Origin of the sequence: Lysobacter alkalisoli, assembly GCF_006547045.1 — a bacterium.
Taxonomy (GTDB): Bacteria; Pseudomonadota; Gammaproteobacteria; order Xanthomonadales; family Xanthomonadaceae; genus Marilutibacter; species Marilutibacter alkalisoli.
Genome location: NZ_CP041242.1, coordinates 349,871 through 375,646, shown reverse-complemented (window position 1 = coordinate 375,646; position 25,776 = coordinate 349,871). Strand labels below are relative to the sequence as shown.

27 protein-coding genes are annotated in these 25,776 nt (G+C 67.8%); 11 read left to right on the top strand and 16 right to left on the bottom strand.

Features of this window, described 5'->3' with window-relative positions:
- Positions 1-56 precede the first annotated feature (56 nt).
- Together FKV23_RS01590 and FKV23_RS01585 are read left to right on the top strand one after the other, a co-directional pair.
- Positions 57-680 (top strand): SGNH/GDSL hydrolase family protein, encoded by a 624-nt coding sequence (locus tag FKV23_RS01590; RefSeq protein ID WP_141622281.1) that lies wholly within the window; start codon positions 57-59, stop codon positions 678-680.
- 11 nt (positions 681-691) lie between these two features.
- Complete coding sequence (locus FKV23_RS01585; protein WP_141622280.1) at positions 692-1,396, top strand: class I SAM-dependent methyltransferase; 705 nt, start codon at positions 692-694, stop codon at positions 1,394-1,396.
- 93 nt (positions 1,397-1,489) lie between these two features.
- Here FKV23_RS01585 and FKV23_RS01580 read toward each other — a convergent pair whose 3' ends face one another.
- Positions 1,490-2,281, bottom strand: coding sequence for a polysaccharide deacetylase family protein (locus FKV23_RS01580; protein ID WP_141622279.1), 792 nt, complete (start codon positions 2,279-2,281; stop codon positions 1,490-1,492).
- Between the two features lie 102 nt (positions 2,282-2,383).
- Between FKV23_RS01580 and FKV23_RS01575 the strand changes: the two genes are divergently transcribed.
- Positions 2,384-3,466, top strand: coding sequence for a DUF1176 domain-containing protein (locus FKV23_RS01575; RefSeq protein WP_244244066.1), 1,083 nt, complete (start codon positions 2,384-2,386; stop codon positions 3,464-3,466).
- Between the two features lie 49 nt (positions 3,467-3,515).
- The gene (gene grxD, locus FKV23_RS01570) at positions 3,516-4,445 is read left to right on the top strand and encodes a Grx4 family monothiol glutaredoxin (protein WP_141622278.1); all 930 of its coding nucleotides are present in this window, start codon (positions 3,516-3,518) and stop codon (positions 4,443-4,445) included.
- Positions 4,446-4,578: 133 nt separating this feature from the next.
- Here grxD and FKV23_RS01565 read toward each other — a convergent pair whose 3' ends face one another.
- The 3 genes from FKV23_RS01565 to FKV23_RS01555 form a co-directional block, all read right to left on the bottom strand.
- Positions 4,579-5,121 (bottom strand): DUF924 family protein, encoded by a 543-nt coding sequence (locus tag FKV23_RS01565; RefSeq protein ID WP_141622277.1) that lies wholly within the window; start codon positions 5,119-5,121, stop codon positions 4,579-4,581.
- A 59-nt stretch (positions 5,122-5,180) separates the two neighbouring features.
- Positions 5,181-5,801 (bottom strand): lysozyme inhibitor LprI family protein, encoded by a 621-nt coding sequence (locus FKV23_RS01560; protein ID WP_141622276.1) that lies wholly within the window; start codon positions 5,799-5,801, stop codon positions 5,181-5,183.
- An 86-nt stretch (positions 5,802-5,887) separates the two neighbouring features.
- Positions 5,888-6,664: an AMP nucleosidase gene (locus FKV23_RS01555; protein ID WP_141622275.1), complete on the bottom strand. Its 777-nt coding sequence runs from the start codon at positions 6,662-6,664 to the stop codon at positions 5,888-5,890.
- 102 nt (positions 6,665-6,766) lie between these two features.
- On the opposite strand from FKV23_RS01555, the gene FKV23_RS01550 reads away from it, so the two are divergent.
- Positions 6,767-8,212 (top strand): amidohydrolase, encoded by a 1,446-nt coding sequence (locus FKV23_RS01550; protein ID WP_167284884.1) that lies wholly within the window; start codon positions 6,767-6,769, stop codon positions 8,210-8,212.
- Between the two features lie 200 nt (positions 8,213-8,412).
- Positions 8,413-9,690, top strand: a complete 1,278-nt coding sequence (locus FKV23_RS01545; protein WP_141622273.1) for an amidohydrolase family protein — start codon at positions 8,413-8,415, stop codon at positions 9,688-9,690.
- A gap of 106 nt (positions 9,691-9,796) precedes the next feature.
- On the opposite strand, the gene FKV23_RS01540 is transcribed toward FKV23_RS01545, so the two are convergent.
- A complete protein-coding gene (locus FKV23_RS01540) occupies positions 9,797-11,491 on the bottom strand; it encodes a sensor domain-containing diguanylate cyclase (RefSeq protein ID WP_141622272.1) in 1,695 nt (564 codons plus the stop codon).
- Positions 11,492-11,680: 189 nt separating this feature from the next.
- Here FKV23_RS01540 and FKV23_RS01535 point away from each other — a divergent pair, with 189 nt between their 5' ends.
- The 3 genes from FKV23_RS01535 to FKV23_RS01525 all read left to right on the top strand — a co-directional run bounded on the left by FKV23_RS01535 (position 11,681) and on the right by FKV23_RS01525 (position 16,757).
- Complete coding sequence (locus FKV23_RS01535; protein ID WP_141622271.1) at positions 11,681-12,625, top strand: DegV family protein; 945 nt, start codon at positions 11,681-11,683, stop codon at positions 12,623-12,625.
- A gap of 191 nt (positions 12,626-12,816) precedes the next feature.
- Positions 12,817-16,278 carry an amidohydrolase family protein gene (locus FKV23_RS01530; protein WP_208543215.1) on the top strand — a complete coding sequence of 1,154 codons (3,462 nt, stop codon included), beginning with the start codon at positions 12,817-12,819 and terminating at the stop codon, positions 16,276-16,278.
- A 131-nt stretch (positions 16,279-16,409) separates the two neighbouring features.
- Positions 16,410-16,757, top strand: coding sequence for a hypothetical protein (locus tag FKV23_RS01525; protein ID WP_141622270.1), 348 nt, complete (start codon positions 16,410-16,412; stop codon positions 16,755-16,757).
- A 4-nt stretch (positions 16,758-16,761) separates the two neighbouring features.
- On the opposite strand, the gene FKV23_RS01520 is transcribed toward FKV23_RS01525, so the two are convergent.
- The 6 genes from FKV23_RS01520 to FKV23_RS01495 form a co-directional block, all read right to left on the bottom strand.
- Positions 16,762-17,283 carry a GNAT family N-acetyltransferase gene (locus FKV23_RS01520; protein WP_141622269.1) on the bottom strand — a complete coding sequence of 174 codons (522 nt, stop codon included), beginning with the start codon at positions 17,281-17,283 and terminating at the stop codon, positions 16,762-16,764.
- 21 nt (positions 17,284-17,304) lie between these two features.
- Entirely contained in the window at positions 17,305-17,628 is a 324-nt protein-coding gene (locus FKV23_RS01515; protein WP_141622268.1) for a putative quinol monooxygenase, read from the bottom strand.
- A 26-nt stretch (positions 17,629-17,654) separates the two neighbouring features.
- The gene (fghA, locus tag FKV23_RS01510) at positions 17,655-18,494 is read right to left on the bottom strand and encodes an S-formylglutathione hydrolase (RefSeq protein WP_141622267.1); all 840 of its coding nucleotides are present in this window, start codon (positions 18,492-18,494) and stop codon (positions 17,655-17,657) included.
- A gap of 195 nt (positions 18,495-18,689) precedes the next feature.
- The gene (locus tag FKV23_RS01505) at positions 18,690-19,799 is read right to left on the bottom strand and encodes an S-(hydroxymethyl)glutathione dehydrogenase/class III alcohol dehydrogenase (RefSeq protein WP_141622266.1); all 1,110 of its coding nucleotides are present in this window, start codon (positions 19,797-19,799) and stop codon (positions 18,690-18,692) included.
- A gap of 94 nt (positions 19,800-19,893) precedes the next feature.
- Complete coding sequence (gene frmR, locus FKV23_RS01500) at positions 19,894-20,169, bottom strand: formaldehyde-responsive transcriptional repressor FrmR (RefSeq protein ID WP_141622265.1); 276 nt, start codon at positions 20,167-20,169, stop codon at positions 19,894-19,896.
- Between the two features lie 99 nt (positions 20,170-20,268).
- Positions 20,269-21,165, bottom strand: coding sequence for a LysR family transcriptional regulator ArgP (locus FKV23_RS01495; RefSeq protein ID WP_141622264.1), 897 nt, complete (start codon positions 21,163-21,165; stop codon positions 20,269-20,271).
- A 104-nt stretch (positions 21,166-21,269) separates the two neighbouring features.
- Here FKV23_RS01495 and FKV23_RS01490 point away from each other — a divergent pair, with 104 nt between their 5' ends.
- Complete coding sequence (locus FKV23_RS01490; RefSeq protein ID WP_141622263.1) at positions 21,270-21,887, top strand: LysE/ArgO family amino acid transporter; 618 nt, start codon at positions 21,270-21,272, stop codon at positions 21,885-21,887.
- Positions 21,888-21,891: 4 nt separating this feature from the next.
- On the opposite strand, the gene FKV23_RS01485 is transcribed toward FKV23_RS01490, so the two are convergent.
- The 3 genes from FKV23_RS01485 to FKV23_RS01475 are packed head-to-tail and all read right to left on the bottom strand — an operon-like array spanning position 21,892 to position 23,049.
- Complete coding sequence (locus tag FKV23_RS01485) at positions 21,892-22,287, bottom strand: nuclear transport factor 2 family protein (RefSeq protein ID WP_208543214.1); 396 nt, start codon at positions 22,285-22,287, stop codon at positions 21,892-21,894.
- The gene (locus FKV23_RS01480) at positions 22,280-22,483 is read right to left on the bottom strand and encodes a tautomerase family protein (protein WP_141622262.1); all 204 of its coding nucleotides are present in this window, start codon (positions 22,481-22,483) and stop codon (positions 22,280-22,282) included. Before FKV23_RS01480 ends, FKV23_RS01485 begins: the two co-directional genes overlap by 8 nt.
- Positions 22,483-23,049 carry a flavodoxin family protein gene (locus tag FKV23_RS01475; protein WP_141622261.1) on the bottom strand — a complete coding sequence of 189 codons (567 nt, stop codon included), beginning with the start codon at positions 23,047-23,049 and terminating at the stop codon, positions 22,483-22,485. Before FKV23_RS01475 ends, FKV23_RS01480 begins: the two co-directional genes overlap by 1 nt.
- Before the next feature lie 98 nt (positions 23,050-23,147).
- Here FKV23_RS01475 and FKV23_RS01470 point away from each other — a divergent pair, with 98 nt between their 5' ends.
- Entirely contained in the window at positions 23,148-24,077 is a 930-nt protein-coding gene (locus tag FKV23_RS01470; protein ID WP_141622260.1) for a LysR family transcriptional regulator, read from the top strand.
- Between the two features lie 203 nt (positions 24,078-24,280).
- On the opposite strand, the gene FKV23_RS01465 is transcribed toward FKV23_RS01470, so the two are convergent.
- Together FKV23_RS01465 and FKV23_RS17430 are read right to left on the bottom strand one after the other, a co-directional pair.
- Entirely contained in the window at positions 24,281-25,573 is a 1,293-nt protein-coding gene (locus FKV23_RS01465; RefSeq protein ID WP_141622259.1) for a S41 family peptidase, read from the bottom strand.
- Between the two features lie 66 nt (positions 25,574-25,639).
- Entirely contained in the window at positions 25,640-25,765 is a 126-nt protein-coding gene (locus FKV23_RS17430; RefSeq protein WP_141622258.1) for a phosphoenolpyruvate carboxylase, read from the bottom strand.
- Between the last annotated feature and the right edge of the window lie 11 nt (positions 25,766-25,776).

The following is a 25,776-nucleotide window of genomic DNA, read 5'->3' as shown; positions in this document are numbered from 1 at the left end:
CCTGCACGGCGCTGCTGCTTTGCGCCTGTGCCGGCGCGACCTTCAAGGAATCGACGATGACGACCTACCTCGCCCTCGGCGACAGCTACACCATCGGCGAGGCCGTGCCCGAATCCGGGCGCTGGCCGGTGCAACTGGCGGCCGCGCTGCGCGCAGAAGGGGTGCCGCTCGCCGATCCGCGCATCATCGCCACCACCGGCTGGACCACCGACGAGCTGGCGGCGGCGATGGACCAGGCCGAACCGCTCGGCGAATGGGGCTTCGTCAGCCTGCTGATCGGGGTCAACAACCAGTACCGCGAGCGCAGCCTGGACAACTACCGCAGCGAGTTCGACGCCCTGCTGGCGCGTGCGATCGCCCATGCCGGCGGACGGGCGGAGCGGGTGATGGTGCTGTCGATCCCGGACTGGGGGGTGACCCCTTTCGGCGAGGCCCACGACCGCGGCGTCGACGTGATCGGCCGCGAGATCGACGCCTTCAACGCCGCCGCGCACGAACTGTGCACGGCACGCGGCGTCGCCTTCGTCGACATCACCCCGGTCTCGCGCGAGCGCGGCGCCGAGCCGGCGATGGTCGCCGGGGACGGCCTGCATCCATCGGCGGCGATGTACGCCGAATGGACCCGGATCGCGTTGCCGGTCGTGCGCGGCATGCTGTCAGACCGCCGGCCACCACGCTGAGCCTCCCGTACATGTCCGCCACCATGAGAGACGATGCCCGCCCATTGCCGGCCGCCAGCGTGCGCCGGATTTCCGGCGCCTTCTCGCCCGACCGCTGGTGGAGCTACCGCGGGGACTACTTCTATACCCGCAGCAAACTCGGCAGCGACCCGCTCTACCCCGGCGTCATCGAGGCTCTGCGCGGCACTCGCGCGCCACTGGTCGACCTCGGTTGCGGCCTCGGCCTGCTTGCCCATGCCCTGCGCGATGCCGGCCTTTCGATGCCCTATCACGGGGTCGACAACGACGCAGGCAAGATCCGGCGGGCCGGCAGGGCAGCCGCGCGCGCCGGGCTGGATGCGGTCTCGTTCGACACCGTCGACCTGGCCGTCGGACTGCCATCGCACCGCGGCAGCGTGGCGATGCTCGACGTGATGCAGTTCATCCCGCGCGAAGCGCATGCCGATGTCCTCGACACGATGGTGGCGATGCTCGAACCCGGCGCGCGGCTGGTGATCCGGACCGGCCTGGACGACGGCAGCCGCCGTGCCCGCGTCACCCGTGCGGTCGACCTGCTCTCGCGCATGCTGGGCTGGATGAAAACGACCCCGCGGCACTACCCCGACCGCGACCTGCTGCACGACCGCCTGGCCGGCGCCGGCCTGGAGGTGCGGATCTCCTCGCTGTCCGGCAACACGCCGTTCAACAACTGGCTGGTGGTGGCGCGCGCTCCATAGGAGCGCGATGCCCCGGCCGTGCCCGGCCAAAGCGAAACCGCACCCGGGGACGCGGTACGCCTTGAAAACCCGGGTGCGCTCGGCTTGCCCGGGCTATGTGCTGGATTCGAATTCTTCGGGGAGCACGGTGCGGTAGCCGAGCTCGTCCATGCGCCGCAGCCACAACGCCAGGGTCTCGACGCTGCGGCCATGCGCGGCGCCTTCGTGCAGCAGCACGATCGCGCCGGGCTTCAGCCCGCCTTCCAGCCGGGTGACCACGATCCCGGGATCGTCCTCGACTGCGTCAAAGCCACGTGCGCACCACGCCACCCGCGCCAGTCCGTGCCGTTTCAATGCCGCCGCGGCAAACGGGTTGGCCATGCCGACCACGGCACGGAACCAGCGCGGCGGAGCGCCGACCAGTCCGCTCAGCACCTCCTGCGCACGGTCGATCTGCCGTCGCATCGCCGCCGGCCCCAGCGCCCAGAACATCGCCGAAGGATGATCGAAGCTGTGGTTGCCGATGCCATGGCCGCGGCGCACGATCTCGCGCACCCGCTCCGGCCGCGCCGCGGCACGCGCGCCGACGAGGAAGAAGGTCGCTTTCGCACCATGCGCTTCGAGCAGGTCGAGGATGCCTGCGGTGTCGTCCGAGGGACCGTCATCAATGGTCAGCCAAAGCACCTTCTCATCGGTCGGCAGCCGGTTGAGCACCGGGCTGAACAGGCGCGAATGCGGCCACAGCGTGCCCCAGAACATCGCGCCGTGGCTGGCCAGCATCGCCGGCAGCCCCCAGCGCCAACCCCAGGCCCACCAGATACCGATCACCGCCAGCTGCGAGGCGGCGAACAACCAGGCCCAGACCCGGGGACGCCGCGGCGGGCGATGCGGAAACGGAACGGACATGAGCGCGATGATGACACGTCGATACCCGCCGGACCCGGCCCCTGCAGGGATCGGGGCAGGTAGAATCGCCGGATCTTCCATGGACATGAAGGAATGCAGGCCATGCAGGGAATGCCCGGCTGGATCGTACTCGCGCTCGCCCTGATGTCACCGCAGGCGCTGGCCGCCGACACCGGAATCGGCTTTGGCCACCACGACTGGCTGCTGGCGTGCGACAACACCGGCACCTGCCGCGCGGCCGGCTACCAACCCGACAGCGACACCCTGCCGGTATCGGTCCTGCTCACACGCCGGGCCGGACCGGAGCAGCCGGTGACCGCCGAGGTCCAGATCGCAGAGGCATGGGACGCCTCCGGCGAGTCCACGGCGCAGGCGTTTCCGCTGTCCCTGCGGATCAACGGACAGGACCTTGGCCCAGTTTCCGCAGGCAGCGATGACGCCGTGTCCGGCGCACTGACGCCGGCGCAGACCAGCGCGCTGCTGGAGGCACTGACACGCGACAGTCGCATCGAGTGGACGTCACCGGGCGGCGAGGTCTACAGGCTGTCGGACCGGGGCGCCGCCGCGGTGCTGCTGAAAATGGACGAGGCGCAGGGCCGGCTCGGCACCCGCGGCGCATTGGTGCGCAGGGGTCCGCGCGACGAATCGAGGGTGCCGCCACCGCGTCCACTTCCGGTGATCCACATGCCCGCAACGGACGATGCCGACATCGCCTTGCCGCCCCGCGAGATGGCCGCTCTGGCCCGCGAACTGAGGGCACAGCTGGATGCCGACACGTGCATGGATCTGCCCGCTGGCCACGACGAGAATGGGGACGCATCGGAATTCACCGTCACCGGGCTGTCGCACGGCAAGCTCCTGGTATCCACGCGCTGCTGGCTCGCCGCGTACAACGCCGGCAGCGTCTACTGGGTGATCGACGCACAACCGCCCCATCAACCGGTGCTGGTGACCACCAACGGCAGCGGTTATCGGCGTGGCCAGATCGATGCCGGGCACAAGGGGCGCGGCCTGGGCGACTGCTGGAGCTCGCAGACCTGGACCTGGAACGGCAGCGAGTTCATCGCCAGCCACGAGCAATCCACGGGGCTGTGCAAGGGCTTTCCAGGCGGTGCGTGGCCGCTGCCGATTCTGGTAAGCGAGGTCCGTGCGGATGCTCCGGTCGCCCTGCCCGGCGATCGATAGCAAAGGAGGCGTAAAATAGCGGGCTCCCCCGCTCCACGGAACCGTATCCATGTCCCTCGATCCCGCCGTGCGTTCGCGCATCGAATCCCTGCTGCAATCGAACCGCGTCGTGCTGTTCATGAAGGGCGTGCCCGACGCGCCGCAATGCGGCTTCTCGGCCAAGGCCGTCGGCGTGCTGAACGCGCTGCTGCCGGAAGGCTATGCACACATCGACGTGTTGTCCGACCCGGAGATCCGCGAGGGCATCAAGGAATACGGCCAGTGGCCGACCATCCCGCAGCTGTACATCGGCGGCGAGCTGGTCGGCGGCAGCGACATCGTCGAGCAGATGGTCAATTCCGGCGAACTGCACGCCGCGCTGGGCGTGCCGGCGCCGGACCGTACCCCGCCAACCGTCAGCGTGACCCCGGCCGCGGTGCAGATGCTGCGCGACGCCGCCGCCAACGCCGGCGAAGGCTACGCGGTGCAGGTCGAGGTCGACCCGCGCTTCCAGACCCGCCTGCAGCTGGCCCCGGCCGACGCGAATGCGATTGCGGTCGAAGTCGACGGCCTGCGCCTGCAGTTCGACCTGGCCGGCGTGCGCCGTGCCGACGGCCTGTCGATCGACTGGGTCGACGACGAGCGCGGCCGCGGACTGGTGATCGAGAACCCGAACGCGCCGCCGAAGGTCAGGCCTATCAGCCCGGCCGAGGTCGCCCAGCGGGTCGCCGCCGGCACCCTGACCCTGGTCGACGTGCGCCCGGCCGAGGAACGCGCGCTGGCCTCGGTCAACGTCGCCTTCGAGACGATCGATGACGGCGCGCTGCAACGCCTCGAAGCGCTGGACAAGTCCACTCCGCTCGCTTTCCTCTGCCACCACGGCAATCGCAGCATGCAGGCTGGCGAGCATTTCCGCGGCCTCGGTTTCCGCGAGGTCTACAACGTCGAGGGCGGCATCGACGCCTGGGCGGACGTGGACGGGGCGATTCCGAAGTACTGAGCGCTACACCGCCTTCTTTTCCGCAAGCCGAAAGGCGTCGGGATCATCCCCGGCGCCTTTTTTCTTGCTACTTCTCCCGGGTGCGGGGGGCTTTGCGGAGACGCCGGCGGCCATGCCACCGGCGTCCTCAGACTCAGCCCTTGAACCCGCCCGCATCCAGCCAGGCCTGCTCTTCCGGCGTGGTTTCACGGCCGAGCACGGCGTTGCGGTGCGGAAAGCGGCCGAACTTCTCGATGATCTCCAGGTGCAACACCGCCCACTTGTCGGCGTCCTCGCCGGGCAGGTTGCGGTGCAGCTCGACCGAGCGTCGCTGGTCCTCGATGTCCTCGGAGTGCTCGAACGGCAGGTAGAAGAACGCCCGCAGCGCCGGTTCGACTTCGGCGTCGTAGCCGCGATCGACCGCCTCGGCCGCATGGCGGCGGGCCAGTTCGTCGAACGCGAAGGCCTTGGCGGTGCCACGGTGGATGTTGCGAGGCATCTGGTCGAGCAGCAGCACCAGCGCGAGTGCGCCCTCGGCGGATTCCATCCAGCCCTCGGCCTTGCCGGCGGCAGCGTCCTCGACGGCATCCTCGAACGCCATCTCGCACATGTCGTCGAAGGTCTCGTCCTTGGAGAACCAGCGTTCCGGGCCGGCATCGCGCCAGAAGTCGACGACTTCCTTCGGGGTTACATTCACTACGGTAAACCTCTCGATCGAGTGGGCGCCCTACCCTAGCAGGTGCACAGCGATATCGCTCAGGCCGCGTCTTCGGCTTCGGCTTCGGCATCGATATCGGCGTCGGCGTCGGCGTCTTCATCCTCGTCGCCGAGCTGCATTTCCAGTTCGCTGATCCAGGCCAGGGTCACGCTCTCCAGCGTCACTGCGTGGATCAACGGTCGCAGCGCGCCGCCGGAATAACTGGTGGCGATGAAGCGGGCGTAACGCTCCCGGTAGTCGAGCCAGCGCGCGTGGGCCTTTTCGAAATCATGCAGGGACTCACCGTCGAGCTGCTGGCGCAGGTGCGCCACGAGCTGTTCGAGTTCGGCATTGGCACGGCGGAAGGCGGCGATCGCCTCACGGTCGATGTCCGAGGCGGTGTCGTCCTCGCGCGTATGGCGGGCCAGTTCCTCGGCCTTGGTGAAGTAGTTGTCGGCGATGCGCGCGGCGATCTCGGCCCGGCCGATCAGGCGGTGCTCGAAACGGCGCAGCTCGTCCAGGCTGGTTTCGGCGTTCTTCAGGTCCTGCTGCAGCGCGAGCAGCTTGCGGTGACGCTCGATCGCATCGACGGTGCCACGACGCTCGACCCGGCGCTGGATGAAATAGAACGCCCAGGTCAGCAGCGCGCCGACGATGAGGTAGACCAGTTTCTCGACCATGTCCTGCTCCGCTTGTGCCGTCCGTGTCCGGCAGGAAAGTGTGCCCTGATGGGGTCTCAGTCGCTGCGAACCCTGCCCGGAACGGGCTATTCGTCGAAACGCAGGTGCCGGACCGATTTGCCGTGACGGCGGATCAGCCGTAGTGCCTCGATGCCGATGTTGATGTGGGCGTTGACGAAGCTGGCGCTGACCTTGGCGTCGGAGGCCTCGGTCTTGACGCCTTCCGGGATCATCGGCTGGTCGGACACCAGCAACAGCGCGCCGCAGGGGATCCGGTTGGCGAAGCCGGCGGCGAATACGGTCGCGGTCTCCATGTCGATCGCCATGCAGCGCATCGCGCGCAGGCGCTTCTTGAATGCGTCGTCATGTTCCCAGACCCGGCGATTGGTGGTGTAGACGGTGCCGGTCCAGTAGTCGTGCTCGAGATCCCGGATCGTGGTCGACACCGCGCGCTGCAGGGCGAACGCGGGCAGCGCCGGCACCTCCGGCGGCAGGTAGTCGTTGCTGGTCCCCTCGCCGCGGATCGCCGCGATCGGCAGGACCAGGTCACCGAGCCTGTTCTTGCGCTTGAGCCCGCCGCACTTGCCGAGGAACAGCACCGCCTTCGGGCCGATCGCCGAGAGCAGGTCCATTACCGTAGCCGCGTTGGCGCTGCCCATGCCGAAGTTGATCATGGTGATGCCGTCGACGGTCACGCTCGGCATGGGCCGGTCGCGGCCGACCACTTCGGCACCTGTCAGGCTGGCGAAGATATCGAGATAGCCGCCGAAGTTGGTCAGCAGGACATGCTCGCCGAAGCCGTCCAGAGGGACGCCGGTATAGCGGGGAAGCCAGTTTTCGACGATCTGGTGTTTGGTTTTCATCGCGACATATTACCCACCATGACCTTCGTCAGGGTTGGCACCGGTCGCGGTGCCGTCTACGGTCAGCAGGTTGTCATCCGCGCCACCGGGGAATCCCTGACCATGATCCGATCCTTGAACGCCACACTCGCCGTGGCGCTTGCCACGACGCTTGCGTGCGGCCCGGCCCTGGCCGCCGGTGCGGCGAAGTCGCCTGCCGCTAAACCACGCTTCGTCGACGACCCCTACCCCAGCACCTACCAGCGGATCGCCTCGCCACCGGTGCTGATCCGCGGCGCCACCGTGCTGACCGGCACCGGCGAGCGCCTCGACAATGCCGACGTACTGATGCGCGATGGCCGCATCGAGGCGGTCGGCACGGGCCTGTCGGCCGACGGCGCGAGCGTGGTCGACGGCAGCGGCAAATGGGTCACCCCGGGCATCATCGATGTCCACTCGCATCTGGGCGTCTACCCCAGCCCCAGCGCCCACGCCCACGGCGACGGCAACGAGATGACCAACCCGGTCACTGCCCACGTCTGGGCCGAGCATTCGGTGTGGCCTCAGGACCCGGGCTTCGCCGCGGCGCTGGCCGGCGGCGTGACTTCGCTGCAGATCCTGCCCGGCAGCGCCAACCTGATCGGCGGCCGCGGGGTCACGCTGAAGAACGTGGCGGCCACCACCGTCCAGGCGATGAAATTCCCGGACGCGCCGTGGGGGCTGAAGATGGCCTGCGGCGAGAACCCAAAGCGCGTCTACGGCGGCCGCGGCTCGGCGCCGGGGACCCGTATGGGCAACGTCGCCGGCTACCGCGCCGCCTTCATCGACGCCGCCGAGTACCTGGCCAAGAACAAGCCCGCCGACAGCGGCAGGCGCCGCGGCAAGTCGTCAGACCGCAAGTCGGACAATGGCAATGGCAACGGCAAGCGCGACCTCAAGCTCGACACCCTCGCCGGCGCGATCAACGGCGACATCCTGGTCCATATCCACTGCTACCGCGCCGACGAGATGGCGACCATGCTCGACCTGGCCGACGAGTTCGGCTTCAAGGTCGCCGCCTTCCATCACGGCGTGGAGGCCTACAAGCTCGCCGACCGGCTCGCGGCCGAGGACGTCTGCGGCGCACTGTGGGCGGACTGGTGGGGCTTCAAGATGGAGGCCTTCGACGGCATCCAGGAGAACATCGCCCTGGTCGACCGGCCGGAGGGCAGCTGCGCGATCGTGCATTCGGATTCGGCCGAAGGCATCCAGCGCCTCAACCAGGAGGCGGCCAAGGTGATGGCGCAGGCCGGCCGGGCCGGCATGGACATCGCGCCCGAGCGCGCGATCCGCTGGCTGACCTCCAACGCGGCGAAGTCGCTCGGCGTCCTCGACCAGACCGGCACCCTGGAGCACGGCAAGATGGCCGACGTGGTGCTGTGGAGCGGTAATCCGTTCAGCGTCTATGCCCAGGCCGAGCAGGTCTGGATCGACGGCGCGCGCGTGTACGACCGGGGCGACCGCAGTCGCCAGCCGGCCTCGGACTTCATGCTGGGACAGGGCGCGACCGCGCAGGGAGGTGTGCTGTGAGGATGTTGAAGATAGCGGCCTTTCTCCGTCGTCGCCCTCGCGAAGACGAGAGTGAGGGCGGGCTGATTGCGAGTCATTGGCTCGCGCCCGCTCGAACACCCGAGCGCTGTACGCAAAGGCCGGGGATCGAAGATCCAAGGACGTTCACTGCGCACGCCCGGAACCAGAATCGACGTCCATGGATCCCCGCCTTCGCGGGGATGACGGCGTTGTTCTTGGTCAGCGCCGCCGTCAACGCCCAGGATCTGCTGATTCGCAACGCCCGCATCCACACCGCCACCGCGCAGGGCACGCTGGAGAATGCCGACGTGCTGGTGACCGCTGGCGTGGTGCGCGCAGTCGGCAGCGGACTGTCGGCACCGGCTGGCGCGCAGGTGATCGAGGCCGGCGGCCGCCCGCTCACCCCGACCCTGTTCGGTGGCATCAGCGGGATCGGCATCGAGGAAGTCTCCGGTGAGGAAAGCACGGTCGATGCCGCGCTCGCACTCGGGGCGGAAACCAAGGAAATGGTGGTGCGGCCCGAGTTCGACGTGACCCTGGCCTACAACCCCGACTCGGTACTGGTGCCGGTCAGCCGCATCGAGGGCATCGGCTGGACCCTGCTCGGTGTCGGCAGCACGATGGGAGGTTCGATCGTCGGCGGTCAGGGCGGCGTGGTCCGCCTCGACGGCAGTGCCGATCCGGTCGGCGGCCGGGTGCTGTTCGTACAGCTCGGCGGCGGTACCGCGGGCCTGACCGGCAAGTCGCGCGCGGCGCAGTGGATGCTGCTCGACCAGCTTGTCGACGAGGCCCGCGGCCGCATCCCGACCGGCGCCAACGGGACCCTGCTGACTCCGGCCGGCCGGCGTACCCTGCTGCGGTATCTCGACGGAGGCGGCCGGGTGATGGTCGGCGTCAATCGTGCCGCCGACATCCGCCAGTTGCTGCGCTGGGCGAAGCGGCAGAACGTGAAAGTGGCGATTTCCGGCGGTGCCGAGGCCTGGAAGCTGGCCGGCGACCTCGCCGCGGCGCAGGTGCCGGTGTTCGTCGATCCGCTCGGCAATCTGCCGTCGAGCTTCGATTCGATCCATTCGAACTTCGAGAACGCCATGCGACTGGCCGCGGCCGGGGTGCAGGTCGGCTTCAGCCAGGCCGGCGACGCCTCGCACAATGCGCGCAAGATCCGCCAATTGGCCGGCAATGCCGTTGCCCACGGCCTGCCGTGGGAAAAGGGCCTGGCGGGACTGACCTCGGTGCCGGCACAGGCGCTGGGCGTGGCCGACAAGGTCGGCAGTATCGCGGTCGGCCAACGCGCCGACCTGGTGCTGTGGAACGGCGACCCGCTTGAGGTCAACGCGGTCGCGTTGCAGGTATGGATGGGGGGGCGTGCGCTGCCGATGCGCAGCCGCCAGACCGAACTGCGCGACCGCTACCTGCGCAGCGAAACGCCACGCGAACAGGGCGGCCTGCCGCGGGCGTATCCGGCGATAGACGAATAGCGCGAGGAGAAGTGTGAGGGGAGAGGAGTGAGAAACGAGGGGTGAGCCGGCGTCTGTTTTTCCTCACGGCTCGCTCCTCTTCACTCTTCACTCGCCACTTGCCCCGCTACGCCGCGGCGAGTACGACCACCCGATTGCGACCGGTGCGCTTGGCCTCGTACATCGCCTCGTCGGCACGCTGGATCAGCGCGTCCACCGTCTCCCCGGGCCGGTATTCGACCACGCCGATGCTCAGGGTCAGCGCCACCGGCGCACCCATCACCTGCCGGCAGCGCGACTCGACTTCCAGTCGCAGGCGCTCGGCGGTGCCGCGCGCGGCAGCCAGGGTCGCGCCGGGCAGGTAAAGCAGGAATTCCTCGCCCCCGACCCGGCCAAGCTGGTCGCCGAGCCGGGCCTGGTCGCGGATCATCGCGACCACCGTGCGCAGACAGGCATCGCCGACCGCGTGGCCGTAGTTGTCGTTGATGGCCTTGAAGTGGTCGAGGTCGAGGAACAGAACCGACACCGGCTGGTGGCTGCGGGCGACTTCGGCCACGGCCCGGCGCAACCGCTTGATGATGCCGTCGCGGTTGAAGGCGCCGGTCAGGCCATCGTGCTCGGCGTGCTGCTTGGCGGCATCGCGCTCGCGACGGAAGGTCAGCATGCGATCGGCGAGGCCGAGCACCAGCACCACCGAGGCGAAAGCCAGCAGCAGCGGCAATCCGTATTCCAGCCAGGGCGTCAGCGGGACGCCTGCGGCCAGCTGCACGGTACGCGCGGTGGAGGCGACGACCATGGGGACCCAGGCGATCAGCACCAGCCCGGCATGGCGCCCGCCGCCCAGCCACACCCGCAGCAGGGTGACGATGGCGACCGCGTTGGCCAGCAGCAGCAGGCTGTTGCCCATCGGCGGGAACCACGACTTGTCGGCCGGCCATGGCAGCAGCAGGCCGACCAGCAACACCGACGGCAATGCCACCCCGACCCAGAACAGGGTGAAGCTCAGCGCCGGCGCCCGCGGCCGCAGCTCGGCGAAGTCGAGCAGGAACAGCACCGCCACCATCGTCGAGCAGGTGGCGATGAACCAGATCCCCTCCACGCCGAACCGCGCCAGCCACGCCAGCCCTGGCACGCTGTAGGCCTCGCCATACGCGCACAGCACGTACAGCAGCTGCAACGCCATGCTTGCCGAGAACAGCAGGTAGACCCGTTCGCGCAGCAGACACCAGAACAGCAGCACCGCCAGCGACACGCCGACGAGGATCCCACCGCTGCCCCACAGCAGGCGCATGTGGTTGCGGTCCCGTGCGGCGTATTCGTGCGCATCGGCGATCTCGACCGGCAACGGATAACGCGCGCCGCGCACGCCGACATGGATGGGCCCGTCGCTATCCAGCGGGAACACCAGCGCACGGCGCGACCAGGCCGGGTCGAGCCCGGATTCGAAGATCGACGCGGTAACCGGTTCTCCGGCCGACCGCATCAGCACGGTCACTTCGGCGCTGTAGGGGTAGTAGAGCAGCAGCAGGCGCTGGCGGCCGGCCCCCGCGTCCGCTGGCGGTGCTGGAGCCGGGGTGATCCGCCACCAGCCGCTGCCGGCCATCGCCTCGGCCAGGTGCGAGGTCTCGGGCAAGGGGCGGTAATCGATGTCGCGTGCCGCCGCCACGGTCTGCGGCGAGTCCGGCGGCAGGCTGCCGAGGTGGCGATCGATACGCTCGATGCCCGCCCCGCCCTGGCCTGGGGAGCAGGCGCCCAGCAACAGGATCGGGACCAGGAGGACTGGCAGCAGGAATGCCCGCAGCGCGGCCCCCCTTCGGTGCATGATCAACCCCTGAATCGACGCAGCCCGTGCCTCCAGTCTCTGCCCACACCGTCGCTGCCGCAAGTCCGCGCCGTGCAGACCATTACGTGATGGCGATCACACCCGTCAGGTGACGCGACGCAACATGAGCCCTTCACCCCATCGGCGCTATGCTGCCGCCCGAATGCCTTCCCTGACCGGGATTCCCCCATGCGCATTGGACTTGTCGTCGATTCCGCCTGCGACCTGCCGCTGGACTACCTGCAGCGGCACGACGTCACCATCCTGCCGATCACCGTGCGCATCGGCGAGGCGGTGCTGGCCGACCACCGCAACGAACAGGCCACGCTGGAGTTCCTGCATGCCCACGTCGCCGAGCGTGGCGCCGAGGCCGAAACCATGCCGTTCACGGTCCAGCAGATCCATGACCTGTTCCTGGAACGGCTGGTGATCGACTACGACCATGTGTTCTGCATGACGATCACCCGCTCGCGCAGCCCGATCTTCGACAACGCCACCCAGGCCGGCTTCTCGATCCTCAACGACTACCGGCCGGTGCGTTCCGCGGCCGGCCACGACACCCCGTTCGCGCTGCGGGTCATCGACACCCAGAACCTGTTCGCCGCCCAGGGCATCACCGCGGTGGAGGCGATCCGCCTGCGCGAGGCCGGCGAAGGCCCGCCGAAGATCCGCGCCCGGCTGGAACACCTGGCCCTGCACACCCACGGCTACATGATCCCGCGCGACCTCTACTACCTGCGCGCGCGGGCACGCAAGAAGAACGACCGCAGCGTCGGCCTGCTCAGCGCCGCGCTCGGCAGCGCACTCGACATCAAGCCGGTGCTGCGCGGCTACCGCGGCGAAACCGGGCCGGTGGCCAAGATCAAGGGCTTCGAACCGGCGGTGGAGAAGCTGTTCGCGTTCACCATCGCGCGCATCCACGCCGGCCTGATGACCCCGACCGTGTGCCTGAGCTACGGCGGCGAGCTCGAGGAGATGCGCATGCTGCCCGGTTACCACGACCTGGAGCGTACCTGTGCCGACAACAACATCGAACTGTTCGAGAGCGTGATGAGCCTGACCGGCATGGTCAACGTCGGCAAGGGCGCGCTTGTTGTCGGCTTCGCCGCGGAGAATTCGCCGGCGTTCGGTTGAGAAACCCGTTCCCGTTTCCCGTAGCCCGGGTAAGCGAAGCGCACCCGGGACCGTTCCCGGGTGCGGCTTCGCCTTACCCGGGCTACGAATCTGGGCAGTTCAGGGATAGCGGACACGACTTTCGGCCCGGTGCCGTCGGCCCGCCGGCAGGTTAGGCTGCGGGGTCTTTTGCCCGTGGAAGCGATCCGCCGATGAAGCACCACCGACCCAGCCGCCTTGCCCTGGCCGCCGCGCTCGCCAGCGCCCTGTCCCTCATCGCCGTGCCCGCCCTGGCCCAGGATCCACAGCCGGCCGAACAGCAGGACGACCTGCAGCAGGAAGACGAAGCGCAGCTGGAGCAGGACGCGCTGGACCCGGTCGGCAGCGATCCCGCCAAGGCTTCCGTACAGACTGCGCGCGGCCGCGGCGAGGCCGACAAGGACGAGGCCAAGTGGGACGTCAGCGCACCGCACGGCCCGGTCAAGACGGTCCGCTTCGAGACCGACGAAGGCACCTGGATGGACGTGGACGTGTCGCCGGACGGGCGCAGGCTGGCGTTCTCGCTGCTCGGCGACCTCTACACCCTGCCGGTGGCCGGCGGCAGCGCGACCCGGATCAGCTCCGGCCCGGCCTGGGACGTGCAGCCGCGATGGTCGCCGGACGGCCGCAGGATCGCCTTCACCTCCGACCGTGGCGGCGGCAACAATCTCTGGCACGTCCGCGCCGATGGCAGCGACCCGGTGCAGGTGACGAAGGAGGATTTCCGCCTGCTCAACAACCCCGCATGGACGCCGGACGGGCGCTTCATCATCGGCCGCAAGCACTTCACCTCGACCCGCTCGCTCGGCGCCGGCGAACTGTGGATGTACCACGCCAGTGGCGAGGCCGGCGGCGGCGTGCAGCTGACCGAGAAGAAGAACGACCAGCAGGACCTGGGCGAACCGGCGGTGTCGCCGGACGGGCGTTACGTGTATTTCTCCGAGGACGTCAGCGACGGCCCGACCTTCCAGTACAACAAGAACCCGCACGGGGTGATCTACGCGATCAAGCGCCTGGACCTGGAAAGCGGCGAGGCCGAGACGGTCATCGCCACTCCCGGTGGCGCGGTGCGTCCGCAGCCGTCGCCGGACGGCAGGTCGCTGGCCTTCGTCAAGCGCGTGCGCGACAAGTCGGTGCTGCACGTGCTCGACATCCGCAGCGGCGAGGTCCGCCCGGTCTGGGACGGCCTGTCGCACGACCAGCAGGAGGCGTGGGCGATCTTCGGCCCGTACGCGAACTTCGACTGGATGCCGGATTCGAAGTCGGTGGTGGTCTGGGCGCAGGGCAAGCTGTGGCGGGTCGACACCGCCACGGGCAACGCCAGCGACATCCCGTTCACCGCCAGCGTCGAGCAGGTCGTGGCCGAGCCGCTGCGCTTCGAACAGGCGATCGATGAAGGATCGTTCGCGCCGAAGATGATCCGCGACGTCGCCACTTCGGCCGACGGCCGCACCCTGGTCTTCCACGCGGTCGGCCAGCTGTGGCGCAAGCGGCTGCCGGACGGACGCCCGGAGCGGCTGACCTCCAACAGCAATGTCCACGAGTACCAGCCCAGCTTCAGCCCCGACGGCAGCAAGCTGCTCTACACCACCTGGTCCGATGCCGGCATGGGCGCGATCTACGTGCGCAGTGCCAGCGGTGGCGGTACCGGCACCCGCCTGACCCAGGAAAAGGGCTTCTACTACGGCCCACGCTTCTCGCCCGACGGCAGGCGCATCGTCTACAGCAAGTCCGGCGGCGGCGGCCTGACCGGTTCGCTGTGGTCGGGCGATCGCGGCATCTACGTGATGTCCGCCAACGGCGGCAACCCGGTGCGCGTGGCCGACGAAGGCGAGGCGCCGCAGTTCAGCACCGACGGCAAGCGCATTCTTTTCCTCACCGGCGGCGGGTTGAAGAAGAAGCTGATGTCGGTCGGCCTCAACGGCGAGGACGAGCGCGAGGTGTTCGACCTCAAGTACGTCGATTCGGTCAGCCTGTCGCCGGACGGGCAGTGGGTCGCCTTCACCGAGCTGTTCAACGCCTACGTCGCGCCGATGCCGGTCGCCGGCAAGGCGATCGAGCTGAACAAGGACAGCAAGGCGGTGCCGGTCAGCAAGGTCACCGAGAACGTCGGCAGCTACCTGCACTGGAGCGCGGATTCGAAGTCGCTGCACTGGATGGTCGGCGACCGCTACTTCTCGCGCGGTCTGCGTGACAGCTTCAGGTTCGTGGACGGCGCACCCGATGACCTCCCCGAGCCGAGCAACAACGGCGGCATCGCGATCGGCCTGCAAGTGCCGGTCGATGCGCCGAAGGACGTGGTCGCATTCACCAATGCCCGCATCGTCACCATGCGCGACGCCGAGAACCGCGAGGAAGTGATCGAGAACGGCACCGTGGTCGTGCGCGGCGACGTGATCGAGGCGGTCGGCCGCGATGTCGCCGTGCCGGCCGGCGCACGCGTGATCGACGCCAGCGGCAAGACCATCGTGCCCGGTTACATCGACGTGCACGCGCATGCCGCGCACTTCGGCCAGGGCGTGGTGCCGCAGCAGAACTGGGCCTATTACGCCAACCTCGCCTTCGGCGTCACCTCGATGCACGACCCCTCGGCGACCACCGAGTTCGTGTTCTCCGAGGCCGAGCTGCAGAAGGCGGGCAAGATGGTCGGCCCGCGCGTGTTCTCGACCGGCACGATCCTGTACGGCGCCGACGGCGACTTCAAGGCGGTGGTCAACTCGCTCGACGACGCCCGTGGCCACCTGTCGCGGATGAAGGCCAATGGCGCGTTCTCGGTCAAGAGCTACAACCAGCCGCGCCGCGACCAGCGCCAGCAGATCAACCAGGCCGCGCGCGAGCTGGGCATGCTGGTGGTCGAGGAAGGCGGCAGCACCTTCCATCACAACATGACCATGATCCTGGACGGCGCCACCAGCATCGAACACAACCTGCCGGTCGCGCCGCTGTACAAGGACGTGGTGCAGCTGTGGTCGCAGACCGACGTGCGCAACACGCCGACCCTGGTCGTCTCCTACGGCGGCCTGTCCGGCGAATACTGGTGGTACGCACGCGACAACGTGTGGGAAGATCCGAAGCTCAACCGCTTCTTCCCGCGCGAGACGCTGGACGCGCGCAGCATCCGCCGCGAAACGGCACCGGACTGGGACTACTGGCACATCGAAGTGGCGAAGGCCACGAAAGTCCTGCGCGACGCCGGGGTGAAGATCACCGTCGGCGGCCACGGCCAACTGCAGGGCCTGAGCCCGAACTGGGAAACCTGGATGCTGGTCCAGGGCGGCTTCAGCAACTTCGAGGCGCTGCGCGCGGCGACCATCGACGGCGCCGACCTGATCGGCCTGTCCAGGCAGATCGGCTCGATCGAGACCGGCAAGCAGGCCGACCTGGTAGTGCTCAACTCCAATCCGCTGGAGAACATCCGCAGCACGATCGATACCCGCTACGTGATGGTCGATGGCCGCCTGTTCGACGTCGATGCCGACATGGCCGAGGTCGGCAACCGCGGCGAGGCCGCTCCGCAGTTCTATTGGCAGCGGCATCGCGACGGCCAGACCTTCGGCCTGGAGTTCGGCCCGACCGCGATCTGCCATTGCCCGAAGGGCCATGGCGCGCCGGGCGGGCATGGCCATACGCATTGACCAGGCATCACCATGCCCGTGAAGGCTAGGGTCGCCCGGGCGACCCTAGCCGGAATGACGTTGCAACCGTTTAACGCCCTCCGAACGCCACATCACCTAGCCTAGTAAAAGCCAACGCGCACAAGGACCCCATGGCGGCCCGCTACTACCTCACTCTTCCCGACGGCGCCACCGCACGCGGCGATGAACCGTCGTTGTCATTCACCGCCCAGGGCGGCGATGCTTTCGCCGAACAGCTGCAGGACGCCTTGCGTCACGACACCCTGTTCGAACGCTGGCGACTGATGCAGGACGAACCGGACGAGGTCGACCCCTCGCTCGGCGCGACCGATCCGGATGCCACGGTCAAGGGTGAGCAGCACCACCTGCGCATCAACCTGGTGGTCACCACGGCCCTGTCCGGCAGCGTGCTCAAGCATCGCATGCGGCTGCTGGCCGGACGGCATTGGGAATTGCGCGACGTGACTGCGGCAGCCTGATCGCTCAGGGCGTCCAGTCGATCCGGTCGAGCCGGTAGACGAAGCAGTCGTCCGCACCGAACCAGCGCCGCTCGACGAAGCGGAAGCCGAACCTCTCGTAGAACGCATGCGCCCGGACGTTGGACGCCAGCGGATCGATCAGCACCGCTTCCACGTCGTCCGCGGCGAAACAACGCGCCAGTGCCTGCCGCATCATTTCGGTGCCGAAGCCACGACCCAGGTCATCGGCCTCACCGATCCAGATGTCGATCGCGCGCAAGCGCTCAGGCACCTCGCCCCAGTAATGGCTGTCCTCGCGGGCCGGGTCGATGATCTGGAGGAAGCCGAGCGGCCGCCAGTCGTCGCCCGGCGCCTCACGCACTTCGGCGATCAGCAGCTCGCGCCAGTCCGGATTGCGCTGCAGTTCGGTTTCCCAGCCCCAGTCGTCGTTCGGATCGGCGGCGACCACGTGCGGCTGTTCGTCCCAGTGGCGCAGCAAACCGAGATCGTCTGGCGTCGCATCGCGCAGGCGGATCGGAATCTTCATGGATCCAGCATTCCCATCCGCTCAGACCGGCTTGCGCCACTCGCCCAGCGGTACCAGCACGGCCGGCTCGCGCGGCCGCTGCAGCAATTCGGGCAACCGCGCGTCGTAGGCCTCACGATAGGGCTTGGCCTGACGCTCAAGGAACACCTCGACCGAAGGTTCGGCCCAGCGTTCGTACAGGGTGAACAGGGTCGGATCGTTCGCATCCCGGTGCAGATGGCAGGACACGAACGTGTCCTCCTTCGACATCTTCTCGATCACCTCGGTCACCGCCTGCCGCCACTCATCGACGCGTTCGGGCCTGACGTGGCATTTGACGTAGAAAACAAGATCTTCGCTGGACATGGGTTCCCTGTCGTCGGGCAAGGCGCTCAACGATACAGCGCCTTTGCGTGATGCGCGATGTGCTCGCCGATGAAACTGGCGATGAAGTAGTAGCTGTGGTCATGGCCGGGCTGCATGCGCAGTTGCAGCGGATGGTTCGCCGCTTCGCATGCCGCCTGCAGGCGGGTCGGCTGCAGCTGGCTGTCGAGGAATTCGTCGGCCTCGCCCTGGTCGACCAGCAGCGGCATCTTTTCGCCATCGGGCTTCGACTCGATGATCAGTTCGCAGGCGTCCCATTGGCGCCAGCTTTCCGAATCAAGCCCGAGATAGGCGCCAAACGCCTTGTGCCCCCACGGCACCCGGGTCGGGGCGACGATCGGCGAGAACGCCGACACGCTGCGATAGCGGCCCGGGTTGCGCAATGCGATCACCAGCGCGCCGTGGCCGCCCATCGAATGGCCGCTGATCGCGCGCGCGGTGGACGTCGGGAAATGCGCATCGACCAGCGCCGGCAGTTCCTCGACCACGTAGTCGTACATGCGGTAGTGCTTCGACCACGGCGATTCGCTCGCGTTGACGTAGAAGCCGGCACCCTGGCCGAGGTCGTAGCTGTCGGCATCGGCCACGTCGTCGCCGCGTGGGCTGGTGTCGGGCGCGACGATGATGATCCCGTGCTCGGCCGCGTAGCGCTGCGCGCCTGCCTTGGTGATGAAATTCTGCTCGGTGCAGGTCAGGCCGGACAGCCAGTACAGCACCGGGCACTCGCCATCGGCGGCCTGCGGTGGACGGTACACGCCGAAGCGCATGTCGCAGCCGAGCACGCCGGACTGGTGTTGCCAGACTTCCTGGGTGCCGCCGAAGCTGGCGTGGGATTCGATCAGTTGCATGGGGTTCCTCTCGGCCCCTCTCCCGTCTGCGGGGTGAAGAGGCACGTCTGCGAGCCACAGGCTCGTGTGCCGATGAACGCCCGAGCGCTATGCGCGAGGGCCGGGGTGGGGGTGGGGTGAGGGCAAACACGGTGGCCCGGCCCTCACCCGCCCTTCGGGCACCTTCTCCCGCAAGCGGGAGAAGGAAGATTGTCTTCAGTAATGGATCACCGTGCGGATCGACTCGCCGGCGTGCATCAGGTCGAAGGCCTCGTTGATCCGATCCAGCGGCAAGGTATGGGTGACGAAGGGCGCAAGCTGGATGTCTCCCCGCATTGCATCCTCGACCATGCCCGGCAACTGGCTGCGGCCCTTGACGCCGCCGAACGCGGTGCCCATCCACTTGCGGCCGGTGACCAGCTGGAACGGACGCGTGCTGATCTCCTGCCCCGCGCCGGCCACGCCGATGACGACCGACTGGCCCCAGCCGCGGTGCGCGCACTCCAGCGCCGCGCGCATCACGTTGACGTTGCCGATGCACTCGAAGCTGTGGTCCACGCCCCAGCCGGTCATCTCGACGATCACCTGCTGGATCGGCTTGTCGTGGTCCTTCGGATTGACGAAGTCGGTCGCGCCCATCTCCTTCGCCATCGTGAACTTGTCCGGGTTGGTGTCGATGGCGATGATCCGCCCCGCCTTCGCCTGCCGCGCGCCCTGGATCACCGCCAGCCCGATCCCGCCGAGGCCGAACACGGCGACGGAATCGCCCTCCTGCACCTTGGCGGTGTTGTGCACCGCGCCGATCCCGGTGGTCACGCCGCAGCCAAGCAGGCAGACCTGCTCATGGTTGGCCTCGGGATTGATCTTCGCCAGCGACACCTCGGCGACCACGGTGTACTCGCTGAAGGTCGAGCAGCCCATGTAGTGATGGACCGGCTGGCCGTTGTAGGAAAAGCGCGAAGTGCCATCCGGCATCACGCCCTGGCCCTGGGTCGCGCGCACCGAGGTGCACAGGTTGGTCTTGCCCGACTTGCAGAACAGGCACTCGCCGCACTCGGCGGTATACAGCGGGATCACGTGGTCGCCCGGCTTGACGCTGGTCACGCCCTCGCCGACCTCGACCACCACGCCCGCGCCCTCGTGGCCGAGCACGGCCGGGAACAGGCCTTCCGGGTCATCGCCGGACAGGGTGAACGCATCGGTGTGGCAGACGCCGGTGTGGCTGATCTTGACCAGCACCTCGCCCTTCTGCGGCGGAGCGACGTCGATCTCGACGATCTCCAGCGGCTTCCCGGGGGCGAAGGCGACGGCGGCACGGCTTTTCATGGGGGACTCCTGTGGCATGTGCGATGCCGGTCTCTCAAGGCGCCGGCATGGAAGCTGCGGAAGATCCGAACGTGTTCGGAGGTTCCTCGGGGATCTATTTCAGATAGGCACGGATCAGATCGGTGACCTCGGCCACGCGCGCGCTGCGCTCCTTGTCGGACGTCGCGGCATGGCCGAATTCCTCGCGGATGTGCGACTCCAGCACCTCCGACATCAGCCCGTTCACCGCACCGCGGATCGCCGCGATCTGCTGCAGCACCGCGACGCATTCGGCACCGCCCTCCAGCGCGCGCTCCAGCGCCTCCGCCTGCCCGCGGACCCTGCGGATCCGGGCCAGGACCTTCTTCTTTTCTTCGGGGGAGTGCGGCATGGACGCGGCGCCTGCAACGGCTAATGAACAATACTGGGGTACAGTATATTCATTTCCGGGCGCGGGTACAGTCCACCGCCGATTTCGGCGGCCTCAGCCTCATGTCCGCAAGGCGCTGGCGGCGGCCTCCCTCATGAGCTGGCTGATTTTCTGCAGCGTGCTCGAACGCACTGCGGCGTACTGCCAGTACAACGGAACATCGAGCCAGCGCGACGGATCGACGATCACGATCCGCTTCGCGTGCAGGGCCGGCTCAATCAGCGATTCAGGCGCAAGGCACCAGCCCAGTCCACGCGCAGCGGCATCAACGAATCCGGTGGCCGTAGGCAGATAATGAACGGGTGGTGCCAGCCGGGCGCGGGTGATACGGCGGACGAAGCGCCATTGCAGCGCATCCTTGCGGTTGAACACGATCATCGGCGCATGCGCGAGCGCGGCGGCATCGACGCCACCGGAAAAGTAACGCGCGGCAAACTCCGGCGAAGCGATTGCGCGGTAGCGCATCGTGCCGAGCGCATGGACATTGCAGCCCTGCAGCGGTTTCGCCTCGGCCGTGACCGCACCGAGAACGGAGCCGTCACGCAGCAGGTCGAGCGTGTGGTCCTGGTCGTCGACGCGCACATCGAACAGATACCCATGCTGCCGGTGCAGCCGCGCCAGCGCGGCCACGAACCAGGTTTCCAGCGAGTCATCGTTGACCGCAATCGCGATCGTGCGCGCAGACGCGTCCGTACTTCCCTCCGGCAGGAAATCGGCCAGCGCCTCCGCTTCCAGGGCCAGCATCGGCCGGACCCGACGCAACAAGCGCTCGCCCGCCGGCGTCGGCCGGCATGGGGCCTGGCGCGCGACGAGCACCTGCCCGAGACGGTCTTCCAGCACCTTGATCCGCTGCGAGACGGCCGACGGCGTGACCGAAAGACGGCGCGCCGCGGCCTCGAAGCTGCCCTCCTCCAGCACGGCAGCGAACGCGGCAAGTTGAGGATGGATAAGGTCCATGACGCGACCCTTGATCAGTTTTGCTTAACAACATACAGGAAAATTAGTTTTCCTTATGCGAAGAAGCACGACAGGCTGTTCGCCCCACCCTCCATGGCTTGGTCATGTTTCTCGCTGCAGCAATCGCCGGCTTTGTCGCCAGCGCCGGCCTCATCATCGCCATCGGCGCGCAGAACGCCTTCGTCCTGCGCCAGGGCCTGCAGCGCCGCCATGTCGGCCTCGTCGTCGCGATCTGCATGCTGGGCGACATCGCATTGATCCTCTGCGGCGTCGCCGGCATCGGGGCGTTGACGCACGAATGGCCCGGACTGTTGCAGGCGCTGCGCTTCGGCGGCGCCGCCTTCCTTGGCGTCTACGGCCTGATGGCGATGCAGCGGGCATGGCGGGGTTCCGGGGCACTCGATCCGACGGCCGGCAGCGATGTGAGCTGGCGTCGGGTGATGCTCGCCTGCCTGGCGTTCACCTTCCTCAACCCGCACGTCTACCTCGACACGATGGTGTTGCTCGGCAGCCTGTCCATGCGCTATCCGGACATGGCGCGCTGGGCGTTCGCGGCCGGTGCCTGCAGCGCCAGCGTGGTGTGGTTCTCGACCCTCGGCTACGGCGCACGCCTGCTGCTGCCGGTGTTCCGCAATCCGCTCGCGTGGCGCGTGCTCGATGCACTGATCGCCATGTTCATGCTGGTGCTGTGCCTGCTGTTGCTGCTGCATCCTCTCGATTGAGCGGCTATTCCCGAAGCCGGTAATGAAAGACCTTCGCGACGATCTGCCAACGTCCATCGAGCTTCACCAGCGTCAACAGGTCGGTGAAGAACTTCGGCGGGATCGAGCACTCGACCCGGGCCAAGGCCGTGACCGGCCCCTCCAGTTCGACCGAAAGGATCCGGTCGCTGCGCTCGCAGCCGCGACTGGCCGGCGACGGACGCGCATCGACGATGGGAAAGTACTGTTCCATGTCCAGGTGCAGCAGCGCACCGTCCGTGGCCGAGAAGTAGTGTGCCTGCGGATGGAAGGCCCTGCGCAGGCGCCGGGTATCGCTGAAATGCAGCCCGTCAAAATAGTCCTGCAGCACCGCGGCAATGGCACCCTTTTCCCCGCTCTCATCCATTCCGCTCTCAGCCATTGCCGCGCTTCCGGAATTCCTCCACCGGCAGGCCGCCCAGCCCCCAGTTCTCGAGGTCGACCTCATCGATGACCACGTGGGTGGTCTCGGGATTCTTGTCGAGCACCCGCACCAGCAGTTCGGTGACGCCGGCGATCAGCTCGGCTTTCTGCCGGCGCGTGGCACCGGGAGTGATACGCATATTGACGTAGGGCATTACTGGACTCCCGCATGGAACAGACGGCCGACCTCGACGATCCGCGTGCCGAAGCCGCGTGCCGTCGCCAGATCCCCCGCGACCATCTCGTCTGCGGACGCATCGGCGGGCGTAGCCGCCATCAGGCCCGAGAACGACGCGAGATAGTTCAGGTCGTCGCGCGTGGCAGCCTGGGTATTGCTCGGCATCATGCCGGTGCCGAGCCAGATCATCCCGTGCTGCTGCGACAAGGTGAACAGCGCCTGCAGCGTGGACAGCTTGTCGCCATTGATGCCCGCGCTGTTGGTGAAGCCGGCCGCCAGCTTGTTCTTCCAGCCCTGCCGGGACCAGACCGCCGCGCTGGCGTCCAGGAACTTCTTGAACTGCCAGCTCACGTTGCCCATGTAGGTCGGCGAGCCGAACACGATCGCGCGGGCGCGCTCGAGGTGCTGCCATCCATCATCGGCCAGTTCGCCGTCCCCGCCGATCTCCAGCAGCCTGCCCTGGCAGCCATCAGCGATGGCCTCGGCAATCCGCCGGGTATGGCCATAACCGCTGTGAAACACGATGCAAATGTCCTGACTCATGCCTGTTCCCAAGTTTCTGTGTACGGGAACAGGCTATTGCCCAATCTTTTATTGATAAACACAATTCACAAACCAACAGAATTTACACAAGGTAAAAGATGAGCCGCCAGTTCAGCGCCGTCTCCCTCGGCAGCATCGAGCTCTTCTGCCTGGCCGCCGAGCTGGAAAGCTTCACCGCGGCGGCGGCGCAGGCCGGGCTCACCCCGGCGGCGGTGAGCCGCACGATCGCGCGGATGGAGGAGCGCCTGCAGGTACGCCTGTTCACCCGGAGCACGCGCAGGATCCGGCTGACCGACGGCGGGCGCGCCTACTACGAGCAGTGCCGGCAGGCCTTGGGGCAGATCGTGGACGCCGAGCGCGAATTGACCGGCACACAGGCCGAGCCCACCGGCGTGCTGCGGATGAGCCTGCCGACACCGCTCGGGCACCGTCGGGTGCTTCCCTTGCTCCCGCGCTTTCGCGAGCTGTATCCGAAAGTCCGGATCGAGGTGCAGCTGAGCAATCGCAACGTGGATTTCGTTGCCGAGGGATTCGATGTCGCCATCCGCGCACGGACGCAGCCGGACTCTGGCCTGGTCGTGCGCAAGATCATGGATGCCGAACTGGTCGTGGTTGCGACACCCAGCTACCTGCGGCGTCACGGCGTCCCGCGATCGCCCGACGAACTCCGGCAGCACGACTGCATCCAGTTTCTGTTGCCGAATACCGGGCAGCCGGTGCCCTGGCTGTTCAGGACCGAAGAAAACGATCTGGAGATCGCGACAACGGGTTCCTACACGTGCATGGAGGACCTGCTCGGCATCTCCACGCTGGCAGGCAGCGGCGCGGGGCTTGTCCAGACCTACCGCTTCATCGTGGAAGAGGAGTTGCGTGATGGCCGCCTGGTCGAGGTTCTGCAGCCATTCGGCGGCCGTTCGCGGCCCTTCTCGGTGGTGTACCCCGGCACCCGCCACATGCCGCTGCGCCTGCGCGTCTTCATCGACTTTCTCATGCGCGAACTGGATGGCGGGCATGGCCCAGCCGGCTGATTCCGTCATCAGCCGGTGTTCTGTATCCCCGCCGAAATCCCGCTCCACCATCGCCACTGGCGCGGCGCCTGCAGAAGGCGCCTTCGACCGCAAGGCCACGCCCCTCCCGTGATTACGGGTGCCCCGGGTCCGTTCCGGCCATTCCCGGACGAAGACAGGCAATGGTGGCCCGATCGAACCCGTTCGGCTGCAGCCGATGCCCGTCACTCGTCGCGACGGAAACGGCCAATGCCGCCGTCGGGCCTCAGTGTTTCCAGTGCGATCACCTGCTCGTCCGGGTCGCGTTCGAAACGGATGCGGAAGCCCGGATCGTCGGCCGACGTGAACAGGTCGCCGCCGAGCGGGCGCAGCGGCATCGGCGGGCGGCGGCCGTTGCGCAGCAGCAGGCCGCTCTCCCGGGCCTCGATCTCGATTACACCGTAGCGACCGGTGTAATCCGCCAGCGAGGCCGGCGCGGGCGCAGCCGATTCGGCCTGCAATGCCTCCAGTGCCCAGCGGGCCCCGGTCGCCTCGGGCAGGCCGGTTTCCAGCACCGATTCCAGCGCCCGCGCATGGGCCATGCGCAACGCGTCGGCAGGCGGCCCGTCCACATCGGGCTGCACGCCTTCGGTCTCCCAGTTGCCGCCGGTGACCGGGCTCACCGGTGAACCGGTCGAGACGAACACGTGGAAACCGTCGCCGGCGTCGAACTCGTCGCCCGGGTTGGCCGCACCCGCAGTGGCTTCGCCGACGACCACGGCCCGGCCGGCGTTCTTGAGGGTGTAGGCGAAGGATTCGGCGGCCGACCCGGTGCGGGCGCTGACCAGCAGATACAGGGGCAGCTCGAGCCGTGGCCGGGCATGGGGCTCGCGCGGCGCTTCGCTGGACGTGCCGGAGCGGCTGATGAACGTGTTGTAGATGTCCGCATCCGGTGGAACGAAAGCACTCGCCAGGTAGCCGACCATCGCCGGGGAGCCGCCGCCGTTGGCACGCAGGTCGATGATCAGCGCATCGACGTCCGCCAACAGCGCCAGTGCGGCATCGATCGCATCCCTGGCCGGCTGCCCGGGACAATCGTATTCGAAGTGCGCGAACTGCCGAAGATCGAGATAGCCCACCTTCCCCGGCAGCACCTCGACCCGGCGGATGCCGTGGTTCCGCTTGCGATCGCAAGCCTCGGGCGATGGCCGCGCACCGGCGCCCTGGCGTGGCGCAGGCGTCCCCTCAGTCGGCGGCCGCCAGCTGACGGAAAAGTGGCGGTCGAGCGGTTTCAGGCGGGCAGTCAGCGCGGTGGCCAGTTCGTGACGATCCCGAAAAGCATCGAACTCGCCACGGCGAGCCTCGTCGCGCAGCTCGTCGGCGATGAGGCGACCGCGCTCGGCATCGAAATAATGCGCCTCGATGACCCGCGCCACGCCGTCCGTGTACTGGCGCGGGTCGGCCGGCGGGGCGGCATGGCCGTGAAGCAAGGGAAGAAAAGCAATCAGGCAGGCAAGGATCGGGGTGAATGGACGCATGCGTGCAAGCCTTGGGATGGCGTTACGGAATCCGATGCTCGCAAGGGCAAGACCGTTGCATCCCGATCAGCCGGTGTTCTGGATCCCCGCCGAGATCCCGTTCACCGTCGCCACCAGCGCCTGCAGACGGGCATCTTCGATCCCGACTGCCTTCGGCGGCACTCCCGCAACGAAGATGGCGCTGCTCTTCAACCGCCTGTCAG